Genomic DNA, 14,125 nt, shown 5'->3' with positions numbered 1-14,125 from the left:
GCCGGTCGAACCGTGGCGATGCCCGGTGGCTCATCACGACGGCATGATGCGGGGGCCGGTGCGACATGATCGGCCATCCGGCATGCTACGGTGAATACTGCAAGCGGGTCGATGAGAAACGTCTTTCGATGGAAAACATCATGTTCGAAGATACCAGCCAGGACGTCGAGGCGCTGGCCGAGTTTGTCTCGCGCCATCGACGGCTATTCGTGCTCACGGGGGCCGGGGTGAGTACCGATTGCGGCATTCCCGACTATCGCGATGCGCGCGGCGACTGGAAGCGGCCGCCGCCGGTCAGTCATCAGGCTTTCATGGGCAGTCACGGCGTGCGGCAACGCTACTGGGCCCGCAGCCTGGTCGGTTTCCGGGCGCTGGCGGCCGCCCATCCGGGCAAGGCGCACGCGGCATTGACCGCGCTGGAGCGTCAGTCGCGAATCACTTCGCTGGTGACCCAGAACGTCGATGGCCTGCATCAACGCGCCGGCGCCCGCCGCGTCATCGACCTGCACGGTCAGGCCGATGTGGTGAAGTGCATGAACTGTGACGCGACCCTGATGCGTCATGCATTGCACGACGAACTGGCACGACGCAATCCCGAGTGGCTGTCATTGAGCGCCGAGGTGGGGCCGGACGGCGACGCCGATCTCGACGGTTACGACTTCTCGACGTTCGACGTGCCGAGCTGCCATCGCTGCCGCGTCGGCGTCTTCAAGCCGGATGTGGTGTTCTTCGGCGACAACGTGCCCAGGGCCCGTGTCGAACAGGCTTTCCAGGCGCTGGAGGAGGCTTCGGGGATGCTGGTGGTCGGCTCGTCGCTGATGGTCTATTCGGGGTTTCGCTTCGCCCGTCAGGCAGACAAGCTCGGCAAGCCGATCGCCTGCGTCAATCTCGGCAAGACGCGCGCGGACGCGCTGTTCGATCTCAAGGTCACCGCACCGATCGGCCCGACCCTGACGGCACTGATCGACGCGCTGGAGCCGCTGCAACGCCTGGCGCGCTGAAGCGACAGAACCCGGCCGAGGCCGGGTTCCAGATTGGCGATGAATCACTTCACGTTCATTGACGCGTCGGCGGCGCCATGAATTCGGGGCCGACTGGATCCTTGACGTGCCGGGTCAGAATGGCATCGATGTCGGCCATGTCCTCGTCGCTCAGCTTCCAGCCGGTGATATCGCCCAGCGGTTCGACCTGCTCCGGCTTGCGGGCGCCCCACAGCGCGACGATGTTGGGTGAGCGATCGAGAATCCAGCGCACGGCCAGCGCCAGCACGCTCTTGTCATGACGCGTGCGAGCCAGTTCGGCCAGCGCATCGACGGCGGCCAGATACTGGGCGAATCGCGGCGACTGGAACTTGGGATCGCTGTTGCGCAGATCGTCACCGTTGAAGGTATAGCCTTCGTGCATCTTGCCGGTGAGCAGCCCGCGGCACAGCGCGCCGTAGGTTAACAACGTCAGGTCGTTGTTTTCGGCGTAGGGCAGGATCTCGCGGTCGATGTCGCGCTCGAACAGATTGTAGGGCGGCTGAAGGGTATGCAGCGGCGCCGTCTGGCGGAAGGTGTCGCACTGCTCGGGGGAGAAGTTGCTGACGCCGATTGCCCGGATCTTGCCCGCGCGATGGAAGCGTGCCATCGCCTCGGCGGTCTCCTGAATGTCGACCAGCGGGTCCGGCCAGTGGATCTGGTAGAGATCGATGTGATCGGTGTTCAGCCGACGCAGCGAATCGTCGAGCTCCTTCTCCAGCCGCTTCGCCGTGGCGTTGCGGGCGACGCTTGCGTCGTCGTACCACTCCAGGCCCGCCTTGGTCGCCAGCACCAGCTTGTCACGCTGGCCGGCCTGGGCGATGGCCTTGCCGACGACCTCTTCCGAGTGACCGAAGCCATAGGCCGGAGCGGTATCGATCAGGTTGACGCCCTGGTCGATGGCGGCATGAATGGTGCGGATGGCGTTGGGATCGTCGGTGCCGCCCCACTGGCGGCCGCCCATGGCCCAGGTGCCGAGGCCAATGCGCGATGTGACGATATCCGTACCCGGTAATGTCAATGTTTCCATCTTGTCCTCTTTGACGATGAATCGAGTCCCTACAGAGTGGCGGGGCATGTCGTCTTCGGCAAGCCGTACCTTGGGCGAGTCAGGCGCTTCAGCGGTTCGTTTCGACACCCGTGGTCGACACCGGAATGTCCGGCTCGGCGGGGTCGCCGTCGGCGAAGACCGATACCGGCTCCGGATTCAGGTAGAGAATGCGATCGCCGTCGCGGATCTGCGCGCTGAGGCGGTAGAGATCGTCCGGGTCGATCGCCTCGGTGGCGTACTGCAGGGTGATCGGAATCGGCAGCTGGCCCAGCCGTTCATAGCGGCTGCTGGCCAGCACGTCTCCCGTGGAGATGTCCTTCAACTGGACCTCCAGCGTGGCGGACTCGGGCAGCGTGATCGGCTTCTCGGATACCACGCGGGCGGCCAGCGTGTCGAACTGGGGCCCGCCGGCGCAGCCCGCCAGCACGACGAGCGCGAACAGGATGGTGACGAGACGCAAAAGTCGCGGAACCGTGGGCGAAAGCATCGGAACCCCTCGAGGTGGAACGGTGGAACTTGGGAAAATCGGCGTCGACGCGGGCGGCACGACGACCGTGCGGCTATGACAAGCCAGCGTGCGGGAAATTCCCGGTGGCGGGAAAAGCGACGAGCCCCGATCAGCCGCCGGCGAGCTTGACCTTGAAACCGCGCGACTCCAGCTCGGCCTTGAGCACGTCGCGATGATCGCCCTGGATTTCGATCACGCCATCCTTGACCGCGCCGCCGGTGCCGCAGCGCTTCTTCAGCGTCTTGGCCAGGGTTTTCAGCTCGTCGCTGCCCAGCGGGACGCCCTGGATCGTGGTGACGCCCTTGCCCTTGCGACCGCTGGTCTCGCGCCGAATGCGCACGATACCGTCGAGTGCGGCGATGCGTTCGGCTTCCTCGCGGTCGCGGCATTCGCACTGGGCCACGGGTTGGCGGCAGTCGGGGCAGGTCTCGCCGTGTTCGGTCGAGTAGACCAGGCCGCGCAGCTGATCCTGTAACGAAGGCATGGGAACTCCGAATCGAGACATGAAAGCCCTATCATAACGCGGCGATCCGCCTGCGAACGACCACTCGAAGCGACCGAACCGATATCGACTGAACTAAAACGACCGGCCAAAAACGACCGGGCCAAAAACGATCGCGGCCCGAGCGTTTGGCTCGGGCCGCGATCGTCGTTCTGCCATTGAGACTGGTCGGCGTCGGTACCTGAACCGAGCCGATTAGAGATTGCTCACCGCCAGGGCGGGCATCAGCTTGTCGATCACGGCCGGCAGCTCGCGCATGTCGCGAATCCCGATAGCGCCGGCCGGGGTGGGTTCGAGATCGGCAAAGCGGTTGATGTGGACGACCCGCATGCCGGCTGCCAGCGCGGCGCGTACGCCGACCTGGGCGTCATCGATCACGATGCATTCGCCCGGCTCGAAGCCCATGTCGCGGCCGGCATGAAGGAAGAGCCCCGGCGCCGGCTTCCAGCTGCCCACGGTGTAGGCGCTGTAGATATTGTCGCCGAAGAAGCCGCGCAGTCCGGTGCTGTCCAGGGCGCGGCGAATCTTGGTCTCGGGGCCGTTGGAGGCGACGCAGCGCGGCAACGAACCCAGTGCGTCTAGCGCTTCCCGCACGCCAGCGATCGGCTCGAGCTCGTCCGCCATGCGCTCGTGCATCTCCTGGCGCATCGCTGTCTCTATCCGCTGGCGAACGGCGTCATCGAGATTCCCGTGCATCCGCTCGAGATGGGAGACGATGCTGGCGAATCGCGCGCCGCGAAAATCCGTCATGTAATCATGGGGCTGAAAGGGCAGGCCGGCCTGATTCAGATACTTCGCCATGACTTCGGCGAGAAGCGGTTCGCTGTCGACCAGGGTGCCGTCGCAATCGAAAAGCAAGCAGAGGGGATCGGGCATGATGGGTCGCCTCGAGGGCGCTGTCAGTGAATAGGTATGCAGGTCGTCGATAAAGCGGCCTGCCGATGACTGGCTCCAGTTCTGTCGTTTCCAGTTCCGTTGTTCCAGTTCTACCCTTATCGGCATCGCAATCCGGAAATGCAGGATTATGGAACACTGTTTTCAATCTATCTTGCAACTTTAGTCGCCCCGGCTGTCGTTGACAAGCCGGAGCGAATGACTCCCCAGAAATTGCACACTTTATGATCGGCCGGTTTCAGCCCGCGTCCGGACCGAAAGTCTGAGGCAGATAGAGCGTCAGCTCGGGGAAGGCGATCAGCAGGCCGATCACCACCAGCATCACCAGCAGGTAGATCATCGTCGTGCCCAGCGCCTTGAGCAGGGGGATGCCACCGATCTTGGCCGAGATCATCAGGCAGAGCCCGTAGGGCGGGGTGATCAGCCCCAGACCGAGTGCCATGACGCTGATCACGCCGAACTGCAGCGGGTCGACGCCGGCCTGGGCCGCCAGGGGCTGGAAGATTGGTGCCAGGATCGCCATTGCCGGCAGCGAATCCATGAAGGTGCCCACCAGCAGCATGACGATGGTCGCGATGATCAGCAGCGTGGTCGGATCGCTGATTTCCACGCCGGCCATCAGCTGCGGTGGAATCCGATAGAAGCTGATCAGGTAGCCGAAGATCGCCGCGCCGACGAGACTGAACAGCGACAGCGAGCACAGGCGCACCGTGTCGGTGGAAGCGTCGAGAACGCTCTTGAAGGTGAGTTCGCGATAGACGATGAAGCCCAGCAGCAGCGCGTAGAGCACCGCCATGACCGCGGCCTCGGTGGGCGTGACGATGCCCAGGGTGATACCGCCGATGATCAGCACCGGGATGCCGGCGGCGAGCAGGCCATCCTTGCCGGAACTGGCCAGTTGCCTGAGCGTGGCGCGCTTTCTTGTCGGCACGTCATAGCGGCGTACGTAGCCGAGGTTGAGCAGCAGCTGCGCGGCGGCGATCAGAATCCCCGGCACGATGCCGCCGAGAAACAGCCCGGCGATCGAGGTGCTGGTGAGCGCGCCCCACACGATCATGTTGATCGACGGCGGAATGATGATCCCCATCACCGAGGAGGCGGCCGTCACCGCGACGCTGAAGTGGGTCGGATAACCCTCTTTTTTCATGGCCGGAATCAACACCGTACCGATGCCTGCACTGTCGGCCGTCGATGACCCCGAAACCCCGGCGAACAGCATGCTGACCAGCACGTTGACGTGGGCCAGCGCCCCTTTGACATGGCCGACCAGATGCAGGCACAGCGTGATCAGGCGGTCGGTGATTCGGGCGGCATTCATCAGGTTGCCGGCGAGCAGGAACAGCGGCACCGCCAGCAGCACGAAGGAGTCCATGCCGTAGTACATGCGCTGGAACAGAATCCACGGCGTCAGGCGCGGATCGAGCACGATGATGCCAAACGAGGTGAGCACCAGCGACATCGCGATCGGCACGCCCAGCACGATGAGGACGCCGAGCAGCGCGAACAGCAGCCACGGCAGCAGGTAGAGCCAGTCGGCAGGCATCATCGCGAGGTCTCCTTCTCGTGTGACGAGGGCAAATCGAATTCTTGCGTGGGCGGGGCGCTCGCATGGTCCGGATCGATGAGCTCGTCGATCTCGGAAGGCGTGTTGAGCTCGCTTTCCATGGCATCGACGCCCTGGCTGGCGGTCACCAGCAGGCGCTGCAGGCTGAACAGCACGATCAGCACGCCGCTGACGAGGAAGGTCGAATAGGTCACGACCATCGGCAGCTGCGAGGCGCTGGCAATCCGGTTGAAACCGGAAAGGGCGAAGGCCTGGCCGAAGACGACGAAGATCAGCCCGACGATCAGGCAGGCGACATCGCGGATCACCCGGGTCACCCGGTCGGGGCGGGAGCCGCGGGGGAAAGCCTCGAGCACGAAGTGATCGGCATGCAGCACGCCGATCGCGGTGCCCAGCATGATCATCCACTGGAAGGCGAAGCGGCTCATCTCCTCGGTCCAGTAGAGCCTCGGCAGGAAGCCCAGGTTGCGGCTGACGATCTGATAGACGATCAGCACGATGAAGCTGGCCAGCAAGAACAGCAACACCCCGTGAAGGAGGCGTTCCAGCTGGCGGTTGACGCGGCCCAGGGCCGTTGCGAATGCCATGACACGACTCCTTTACTGGGTATTGATGATGAGTTCGTAGAGATCGCGCAGCGCCATGTCATCGATCACCTGGCCCAGCGGGCCGGCGACGATCTGCTGCATGCGCTCGCGATCCATCGGGTAGAAGGTGGCGCCTTCGGCCTCGAGCTTGTCGCGGGACTCCTTGTCGAGGCGGATCTGCAGGTTCCGCGCGTACTGCTCGCTCTCGTCGGCGGCGGCCTGAACCGCCTGCTGCTCGGAGGGCGTGAGCGACTCCCAGGTATCGTCGGAAATGGTCAGCAAGCGCACGGTGATGTCGTGTTCGGAAAGCCCGATATGGGGCGCGACTTCATGGAAGCGCATGCGGTAGATCCACTCCGCCTCGTTGAGCAGGCCGTCGATGGCGCCCAGCTGCAGCCCGGTGTAGATCTCCTTGTAGGCCATGACCGTGGGCTGGGTGCCCAGCGCCGCCCAGGCCGTGATCACCGGCCGGGTCGGGTTGGTGCGCAGCTTCATGCCCTTGAGATCGTCTAGCGTTTCCAGCGGGCGGGTACTGACGATCTGACGGGTGCTGCCGCCGTAGTAGGCGAGCACCTTGACGCCGGTTTCCGCCTCGATGCGCTGGGCGATCTCCTGGCCGGCCTCGCCATCCAGCACGTGCCGCCAATGATCGAGATCGCGATACAGAAACGGAATCGAGAAGATGCTGGCGGTATGCGAGAACTCCGAGATCAAGCCGGGATTGATGATCGAGAAATCCAGCGCACCAGCGGTCTGCTGCTCGAACATCTCGGTTTCATGACCGAGCACCGAGTTGCTGTAGAGGTTAACCGTGAGTTCGCCGTCGGTTTTCTCTTCCAGCAACTGTTTGAAGCGCTCCGCGCTCAGGTGGTAGGCGGTATCCTCCGTGGCGCCGTGGCCGAAGATCAGCTCGCGGGCTTCGGCCGGCGTGGCGAGCGCGGCGAAAAGAAGGCCCGTGGCGACGATGAGCCGCCAGCCGGACAGATAGCGTGGAACCTCGTGAAATCTCATGGTGACTCCTGGGGGCGAGCGAGCGAGGGTTGGGAGCTGGCGCGAACCATCAAGGGTGCCTCGAGAACGATGCGTTCGCGTTCGCCGTCGGGCGTCCGTATCCGCTTCAGGGCCAGTTCGGCGGCGCGGCGGCCGATCGACCGCGGGTGGGTCGCGATACTGGTCAAGGCGGGGTCGGTGAGGGCGGCTTCATCGATGTCGTCGACGCCGACCACTGCGCAGTCCTGCCCCGCACGCAGGCCAAGATGGGAAAGCGCCAGCAGTGCCCCCAGCGCGACCAGATCGTTGTGGCAGATCAGGGCCGTGGGCGCGTCGTCGCCACGCATCAGCTCGAGGGTGGTCTCGCGCCCTGCGCAACGGGTCAGGGGGCCGCGAACGATGCGCGACAGGTCATCGAGTCCGGCCTCGCTCATGGCCTGGCGGTAGCCCGCGAGCCGTTCGCGGTCGGCGGAATGATCGGCGGTCCCCGCCAGAAGGGTGATACGACGATGCCCCAGGGCGACCAGGTGACGAACGGCGTTGGCGATGCCCGTCCGGAGATCCGCGCCGACATAGTCGCCGAGCGGTGACGGGCCGACGTGCCGCATGACCTCGATGCAGGGCATGCCCCAGTCGGCGATCGTTTCGATCAACGACGCAGGCGTCTCCTCCGCGGGGCACAGCAACAGCGCATCGACCCGATGTTCCCGCATGCGTGCCAAAAAACGCGCCTGGCGGGTCAGGCTGTCGCCGCTGCTGACCAGAAAGGGAACGTAATCGGCGTCCTGCAGTGTTTCGTCGATGCCCGCCATCAGGGCACCGAAGAACGGATTGGCGATATCGTGAACCACCACGCCGATGGTCGCGGTACGTGGACTGCGCAGCGTGGCGGCGCCACGGTTGTAGACGTAGCCCAGTGCGTCGATGGCATCCCGCACTCGCTGGCGTGTGGACTCCGCCACCAGCGAGCTTTCCTGCATCACCAGCGACACGGTCGAGCGCGAGACGCCGGCATGGGCCGCGATATCTCTCAGCGTGACGCGAGGGCGGGAAGAGACTCTGAGGTTTTCGGGCATGCTGCATTCCGTTTTGGATCGATCCAAAAAGCTGTCAGCAGGTTAGTCGCGCCCCGGGAATGCGCCTATTCGTCTTTAGTGGCAAACGATGTCGGTGAACTACAGCAGTGTCCGAGCGGGGATCTTCGTCACGAGAGACAGGCAAGGGCGTCACGGACTTCTGTCACGCCATGTCTCGATGGCATGAGGGCGAGACGTGGGCGACGAGCTGCCGCCCACGCAATTTGCATGCTCGCTACTTCTTGCATGCTTGCTACTTCGTCTGACATTCCGCTTCGGCCTTGGCCGAATTGGCACAGTCATCCGTTTCTCCCCAGTGGGAGATCATGTAGATACAGCCAATCAAGCTCAGCACTAAAACCACGATGGCTATTTTCATGGTGTCCCTTAGTCGCTATTGGACGTCGCTATCGGAAAGACTCAATCATCGTAGTTCAAGTCCGATAGAAGCCACCTGGCATCTTGCCTATTCGTAAACGCGATTCCCGAATCATGAAGGTCGCGTTTTACCTTGATCAATGGCCAGGCGCCGCTTTCCATGAAACGGGAGGGTGTATCAGTTCAGCCTGTCGCTCCAGGCTTCCTCGTTGAACGGGCTGATCGGTCGTTTGCCGTCCAGCGCGAGCATGATGTTGTCGACCGCGCGCTGGGCCATGGCGGTGCGGGTCTCGTGAGTGGCGGAACCGATGTGCGGCAGCGCGACCACGTTGGGCATCTTGGGCAGCGGAGAATCCGCCTGGAGCGGTTCCTGCTCGAACACGTCGAGACCGGCGCCGCGAATCTGGCCGCTTTCGAGGGCCTGGATCATGGCCTGTTCGTCGACCACCTGCCCGCGGGAGATGTTGATGAAGATGGCGCTCTCCTTCATCAGCTCGAACTCGCGGGCGCCGATCAGTTGGCGGGTCTCCGGGGTCAGCGGCACGATAGCGCAGACGAAGTCGGACTGCTGCAGCAGCTCGTCCAGCTCGCAGCGGCGGGCGCCCAGTTCCGCTTCCAGATCCGGTTTGGGCGAGGCGTTGGAGTAGAGGATCTTCATGCCGAAACCGAGAGCGCCGCGGCGGGCCACCGCCTGACCGATGCGTCCGAAGCCGACCATGCCCAGCGTCTTGCCATGAACGTCGCTACCGAACTGTTCGGGGCCGATGCTCGACTTCCAGTCGCCGCGCTTGACGTACTCGGCCAGCTCCACCACCCGGCGGGCGCTCGCCATGATCAGCGAGAAGCCGGTGTCGGCGGTGGTTTCGGTGAGCACGTCCGGCGTATTGCAGAGCAGGATGCCGCGGCGGGTCAGCTCCTCGACCGGATAGTTGTCCACCCCCACCGAGATACTGGCGATCGCTTCCAGGTTGGGCGCGGCATCGAGCAGTTCCGGGGTCATGTTGACCCCCGCGCCGATCAGCCCGTGAGCTTGCCCCAGCGCCTCGCGGAATGCCGGATCGTCGGCCGATTCGAGCTTGCCGAAGTAGTCGACGTGAAAGCGTTCGCGTAGCTGGTCGAGTTGCTGGTCGTTGAGGCGACGGTACGCCAGGATGCGCTTGCTCATGAAAGACTCTCCGGCTGAAAAATCGAATATCCGCAGGCGACGACATCGCCGCCTGCGAGGTGAGGGACGCACGAGCTTACCGACAAACCCGGCCCCCTGAGGCAGTGCTTCGACGAAAGTCTAGCGGGAAAGAGGCGCTCGGAGACAAGTCCAAACGAAGGAATTGGGGTGCTTGTTCCCCGATCATGCGCCCGGCAGCGGTGCTCGACGCGTTACGCGGAGGCTCGGCCGGGCCGCTTGATCAGTTGGCGGAATTTCGGCAACTGCCGGGCGATGGGCGGAATGCGCAGAATCATCAGGAAGGCGCCGACGGCGGCATAGAGGCTCCACTGTTCCATGTCGGCGCGGACCACCCAAAGGAAGTGCAGCAGGCCGAGCCCCAGCACCAGGTAGACAACTTTGTGCAGGGTCTTCCAGCGCTTGCCCAGTTTGCGCATCGACCATTTGTTGGAGGTCACGCCCATCGCGATCAGCCCGACGAGGGCCAGCATGCCGACGATGATATAGGGCCGGCGGACGATCTCGCTGCCGAGTCGCGACAGATCCAGCCCGAGAATGAAGACGGCGTAGCAGAACAGGTGCAGCAACGCATAGGCCAGCGTCCACAGGCCGAGCTGGCGGCGGATCAGCGCGAAGCCTTTCCAGCGGGTCAGCTTGGTCAGCGGAGTCAGGCTGAGGGTGGAAAGCAGCATCCACAGTATGCCCTGGCCGATGTTGAGCAGCAGGTAGCGGCCGGGCTCCGGGCCGGCGGCGTTGATGGCGACCTGGGAGCTCCACCAGGCCAGCGGCACCAGCGCGGCGATGAACACCGCGATGCGCCAGAGCGTCAGCGTATAGCGCGGCATCGCCATCAGAAGTTCTTCCTCAGGTCCATGCCCTGATAGAGACTCGCGACCTCCTCGGCGTAGCCATTGAACATTCGCGTATCGATGATGTTGGGATTGAATAGACTGTTGGGCAGCCGGCGTTCGGTGGCCTGGCTCCAGCGCGGGTGGTCGACCTCGGGATTGACGTTGGCGTAGAAGCCGTACTCGTCAGGGGCGATTGCCTGCCAGGAGTTGACCGGCTGCTCCTCGACCAGCGAGATCCTGACGATCGACTTGATGCTCTTGAAGCCGTACTTCCACGGCACGATCAGCCGGAAGGGGGCGCCGTTCTGGTTGGGCAGCTCACGGCCGTACATGCCGAGCCCGAGAATCGCCAGCGGATGCATCGCCTCGTCCATGCGCAGGCCTTCGGTGTAGGGCCAGTCGATCAGCGCGAACGAGGAGTCCTGCCCCGGCATCTGGTCCGGCGCCACCAGCGTTTCGAAGCGCACATACTTGGCTTTCGAGGTTGGTTCGGCGCGTTTGATGACGTCACCCAGCGGGATTCCCAGCCAGGGGATCACCATCGACCAGGCCTCGACGCAGCGCAGCCGGTAGATGCGCTCCTGCAGGCGGGAAGGCTTGGCGATATCCTCGAGATCGAAGCGCCCGCCGTTATTGACCTCGCCGTCGATCACCACGCTCCACGGCTGGGTCTTGAGCGCATCGGCATTGCGGGCGGGGTCGCCCTTGCCGGTGCCGAATTCGTAGAAATTGTTGTAGTGGGTGGCGTCGTCGAAGGGCGTGAGCTTGTCCAGTTCCCGATCGGCAGGCACCACACTCTCCCACTCGGCATTTTCCAGCTTGAGCTCGAACCAGCCTGGCGGATTGCCGGCCGGCACGTCCTGGTAATCGGAGGCGGCCGCCAGGGCACGTCCCGACAGTGCCAAGCCTGCTCCTGCACTCAGACCCAGGCCAGCCAGCCCGCCCATGAAGCGGCGACGCGAGAGGTAAACCGATTCCGGTGTGACGTCCGATTCGCGCAGGTCGCCGGGTTTGGCAATCTTGATCAACATGATGAGTCTCCAACCGCCGATGATGGCATGTGGTGGATACGCTGGCGGCGCGCGCCTGGATGCGTGTACCGAGACTCCGGCGTACGCCGTGACACCGCATGACGCTCAGTCTAGGCGATCTATTCCCGCGACCGATATGAAACCGGAAAAAGCCTCGAGCGGATCAGATCACGCCCAGCCAGCGCCACCAGACGAAATCGAGTGGCCACAGCAGCAGGATCGTGATCACCGCCAGCGGCAGCGTGATGCGCATGGCCTGGCGGATGCTCACGCCGGAGGTGAGCAGGCCGATGATCAGCGGCGGCGACTGATAGGGGAACACCACGGTCGAGAATCCGATCACCTGAGACATCACCACGGCGGATGGCGACCAGCCGGTGACATCGGCCAGTTGCGGGGCCAGCGGCATCATCACTGCGGGAACACCGGGCAGCGTGACCAGCATGCCCAGGATCGTGGCGATCACCGAGAGCCAGGCGAAGTTGCCGACGGTCGATTCCGGCGATAGCGGCAGCACATCGAGAAGCTGGCCGGCGATCGCCTCGCCCAGCCCGCTGCCGTGCGCCAGCGCGCCCAGACTGACGATCCCGGCGATATAGATGAACGGTTCGAGGTTCATCTGCTGCAATGGCCTGGCCGGCAGCAGGCCGCTGCCCGGGAACAGGCAGACCAGCCCCACCAGCATGCCGATCCAGGCCGGCGAGATGCCGTGCCAGGCATCGGTCATCCACATCACCACGGCAAAGGCCAGCAGCACGCTCATCAGTCTGCCGCCGCGGTCGAGCTCGGATGACGTCTCGGTCGTGAAAGGGGATGGCGCCGCGGCGCGGAACTGCCACAGGATCAAGCCCATGATCAGCACCCACTTGAGCAGCCCCAGAACGGGAAAGTGCAGCAGCAGATATTCGCCGTAGCTGGGCGAGAAGCCGAGCACTGCTTCGCTGGCCCCCATCAGCACATTGTTGGGCACATTGGCCGGCAGAATGGTGAAGGTCGGCAGAAAGCTCGACATGATGCCGCTGAGCAGGATGCCGGCGCGGCCAGGATTGCCGGGCTCGTAGCCGAACCGCTCGACCAGGGTCAAAAGAATCGGCACCAGCAGCACGATCCGGCCCATCGCCGACGGCATGACGAAGGAAGCGATCAGCCCCAGCAGGCCCACGCCGACAACCGCCTGTGGATAACCTGACGCGAGATGAGGTCCGATCCGGGCGGCGACGCGTTCGCCCAGGCCGGTGTGATTGATCGCGGCGCCGATCACCATGCCCGAGAACACCAGCCAGGTCGCGGCCGACTCGAAGCCGGCAAACACGGTGGCGGCCGGGGCGACTTTGGCCACGACACAGAGCGTGAAGAAGATCAGCGCCGTCAGCCATTGTGGCAGCCAGCCAGTGGCCCACAGACCGATGCAGAGCACCACGACGATCCCGGCCTGCAGGACCGAGCCGTCGGCGCTACCCAGCAACAGCCAGCCGAGCGCACCCAACAGAGCCAGCAGTGACATTCCCTGACGCCAGGGGAGAACGGTAATCGAAGAGGACATCGCGACAGATCCGAAGGCGAGCGAGGCGGCAGTATACCAGCGTGCAAAGCGACCATCGGCCGAATCGGGGCGGATCAGCGCTGCAGGCTCAGCAGGGTAATGGTGACCAGAATGATCGCCATGCCGAAAAGCTGCAGCGGGGCGAGCGTCTGTCCCAGCACGACGAATCCGAACAGCGAGGCCGTGACCGGCTCCACCATGGCGATCATCGAGGCCGCCGAGGGGGACGTCCGTCTCAGCCCGGGCAGATAGAGATAGAAGGAGATGCCTGCGCCGAACAGGCCGAGCAGCAGGAATCCGTAGGCGTCGTCGGTGAACGGCACTTTCTGCATCTGCCCGACGTCGACGAACGCGAACAGCAGCAGCGTCAGGGTCAGGAAAGCGATCGTCAGGACCGCCTGCGCGGGGCCTTGGGTCCTGGCGTAGCGAAAGCCGAAGATGAATAGCGCATAGGACAAGCCGGAAAGCAGGCGCAAGCGATGCCCCAGACCGAAACCTGGCCCGTGCCGCTGCGCAGGATGTCGGTCAGCAGCACGATACCGACCATCACCGCCGTGATCGACGCCCATTTGCCCAGCGTCGGCTTCTCCAGACCGCATGCGAACGACACCAGAAAGACGAACAGCGGCGCGGTGTACATCAGGGTGGCGGCGATCGCCACGTTGGCGTTCGAGATGCTCAGGAAATAGAAGGTGAAGTTGCCGGCCACACCGACGCCAGCCACGACCGACCAGGCGATGAGCCGCCAGTCGAATCGCAGGTTGCGCAACGGATGGAGGACGAACCAGGCTAGCATGCAGATCAGGCCGATCGCGCCGCGATAGAACGAGATGACGTAAGGGTCCCAGCCCTCATCCATCAACAGGCTCGCAAGGCCGCCCGATAGGCCCCAGAACATGGCCGCAAGCGTGATGTAGACGGTGCCCTTCACCGAACTCGACATGGTGTGATGCGCTCCTTGGCAGA

General features: G+C 64.0%; 15 protein-coding genes. 1 reads left to right on the top strand and 14 read right to left on the bottom strand.

Going from position 1 to position 14,125, the window contains the following annotated elements; genetic code table 11:
• Positions 1–140 precede the first annotated feature (140 nt).
• Positions 141–1,001 (top strand): NAD-dependent protein deacetylase, encoded by an 861-nt coding sequence (locus tag R5R73_RS16640; RefSeq protein WP_322528112.1) that lies wholly within the window; start codon positions 141–143, stop codon positions 999–1,001.
• 55 nt (positions 1,002–1,056) lie between these two features.
• Here the strand turns inward: R5R73_RS16640 and R5R73_RS16635 are convergent, their stop codons facing one another.
• From R5R73_RS16635 to R5R73_RS16570, 14 genes are all read right to left on the bottom strand, one after another.
• A complete protein-coding gene (locus tag R5R73_RS16635) occupies positions 1,057–2,049 on the bottom strand; it encodes an aldo/keto reductase (protein WP_322528111.1) in 993 nt (330 codons plus the stop codon).
• 88 nt (positions 2,050–2,137) lie between these two features.
• Positions 2,138–2,557, bottom strand: coding sequence for a YbaY family lipoprotein (locus tag R5R73_RS16630; protein ID WP_322528110.1), 420 nt, complete (start codon positions 2,555–2,557; stop codon positions 2,138–2,140).
• A gap of 130 nt (positions 2,558–2,687) precedes the next feature.
• The gene (locus R5R73_RS16625; protein WP_071230817.1) at positions 2,688–3,062 is read right to left on the bottom strand and encodes a translation initiation factor Sui1; all 375 of its coding nucleotides are present in this window, start codon (positions 3,060–3,062) and stop codon (positions 2,688–2,690) included.
• A 213-nt stretch (positions 3,063–3,275) separates the two neighbouring features.
• Positions 3,276–3,956 carry an HAD family hydrolase gene (locus R5R73_RS16620; protein WP_322528109.1) on the bottom strand — a complete coding sequence of 227 codons (681 nt, stop codon included), beginning with the start codon at positions 3,954–3,956 and terminating at the stop codon, positions 3,276–3,278.
• Between the two features lie 256 nt (positions 3,957–4,212).
• Positions 4,213–5,520: a TRAP transporter large permease gene (locus R5R73_RS16615; RefSeq protein ID WP_071230815.1), complete on the bottom strand. Its 1,308-nt coding sequence runs from the start codon at positions 5,518–5,520 to the stop codon at positions 4,213–4,215.
• Complete coding sequence (locus R5R73_RS16610; protein ID WP_322528108.1) at positions 5,517–6,125, bottom strand: TRAP transporter small permease; 609 nt, start codon at positions 6,123–6,125, stop codon at positions 5,517–5,519. The genes R5R73_RS16615 and R5R73_RS16610 overlap by 4 nt, the downstream gene beginning before the upstream one ends.
• A 12-nt stretch (positions 6,126–6,137) precedes the next feature.
• Positions 6,138–7,136: a TRAP transporter substrate-binding protein gene (locus R5R73_RS16605; protein ID WP_322528107.1), complete on the bottom strand. Its 999-nt coding sequence runs from the start codon at positions 7,134–7,136 to the stop codon at positions 6,138–6,140.
• On the bottom strand, positions 7,133–8,191 hold the full coding sequence (locus tag R5R73_RS16600; RefSeq protein ID WP_322528106.1) for a LacI family DNA-binding transcriptional regulator: 1,059 nt from the start codon (positions 8,189–8,191) through the stop codon (positions 7,133–7,135). Before R5R73_RS16600 ends, R5R73_RS16605 begins: the two co-directional genes overlap by 4 nt.
• A gap of 556 nt (positions 8,192–8,747) precedes the next feature.
• Positions 8,748–9,734 (bottom strand): 2-hydroxyacid dehydrogenase, encoded by a 987-nt coding sequence (locus R5R73_RS16595; RefSeq protein ID WP_071230811.1) that lies wholly within the window; start codon positions 9,732–9,734, stop codon positions 8,748–8,750.
• 212 nt (positions 9,735–9,946) lie between these two features.
• Entirely contained in the window at positions 9,947–10,585 is a 639-nt protein-coding gene (gene msrQ, locus R5R73_RS16590) for a protein-methionine-sulfoxide reductase heme-binding subunit MsrQ (RefSeq protein WP_322528105.1), read from the bottom strand.
• Positions 10,585–11,616, bottom strand: a complete 1,032-nt coding sequence (gene msrP / locus R5R73_RS16585; protein WP_322528104.1) for a protein-methionine-sulfoxide reductase catalytic subunit MsrP — start codon at positions 11,614–11,616, stop codon at positions 10,585–10,587. Before msrP ends, msrQ begins: the two co-directional genes overlap by 1 nt.
• A 163-nt stretch (positions 11,617–11,779) precedes the next feature.
• Positions 11,780–13,159, bottom strand: a complete 1,380-nt coding sequence (locus tag R5R73_RS16580) for an SLC13 family permease (protein ID WP_322528103.1) — start codon at positions 13,157–13,159, stop codon at positions 11,780–11,782.
• A gap of 74 nt (positions 13,160–13,233) precedes the next feature.
• Positions 13,234–13,635: a DMT family transporter gene (locus R5R73_RS16575; RefSeq protein WP_322528102.1), complete on the bottom strand. Its 402-nt coding sequence runs from the start codon at positions 13,633–13,635 to the stop codon at positions 13,234–13,236.
• Entirely contained in the window at positions 13,548–14,102 is a 555-nt protein-coding gene (locus tag R5R73_RS16570) for a DMT family transporter (RefSeq protein ID WP_322528101.1), read from the bottom strand. Before R5R73_RS16570 ends, R5R73_RS16575 begins: the two co-directional genes overlap by 88 nt.
• Positions 14,103–14,125: the final 23 nt, after the last annotated feature.

Origin of the sequence: Salinicola sp. LHM (genome assembly GCF_034479735.1) — a bacterium.
GTDB classification, from domain to species: domain Bacteria; phylum Pseudomonadota; class Gammaproteobacteria; order Pseudomonadales; family Halomonadaceae; genus Salinicola; species Salinicola salarius.
This window is presented reverse-complemented; position numbering and strand designations above follow the sequence as displayed.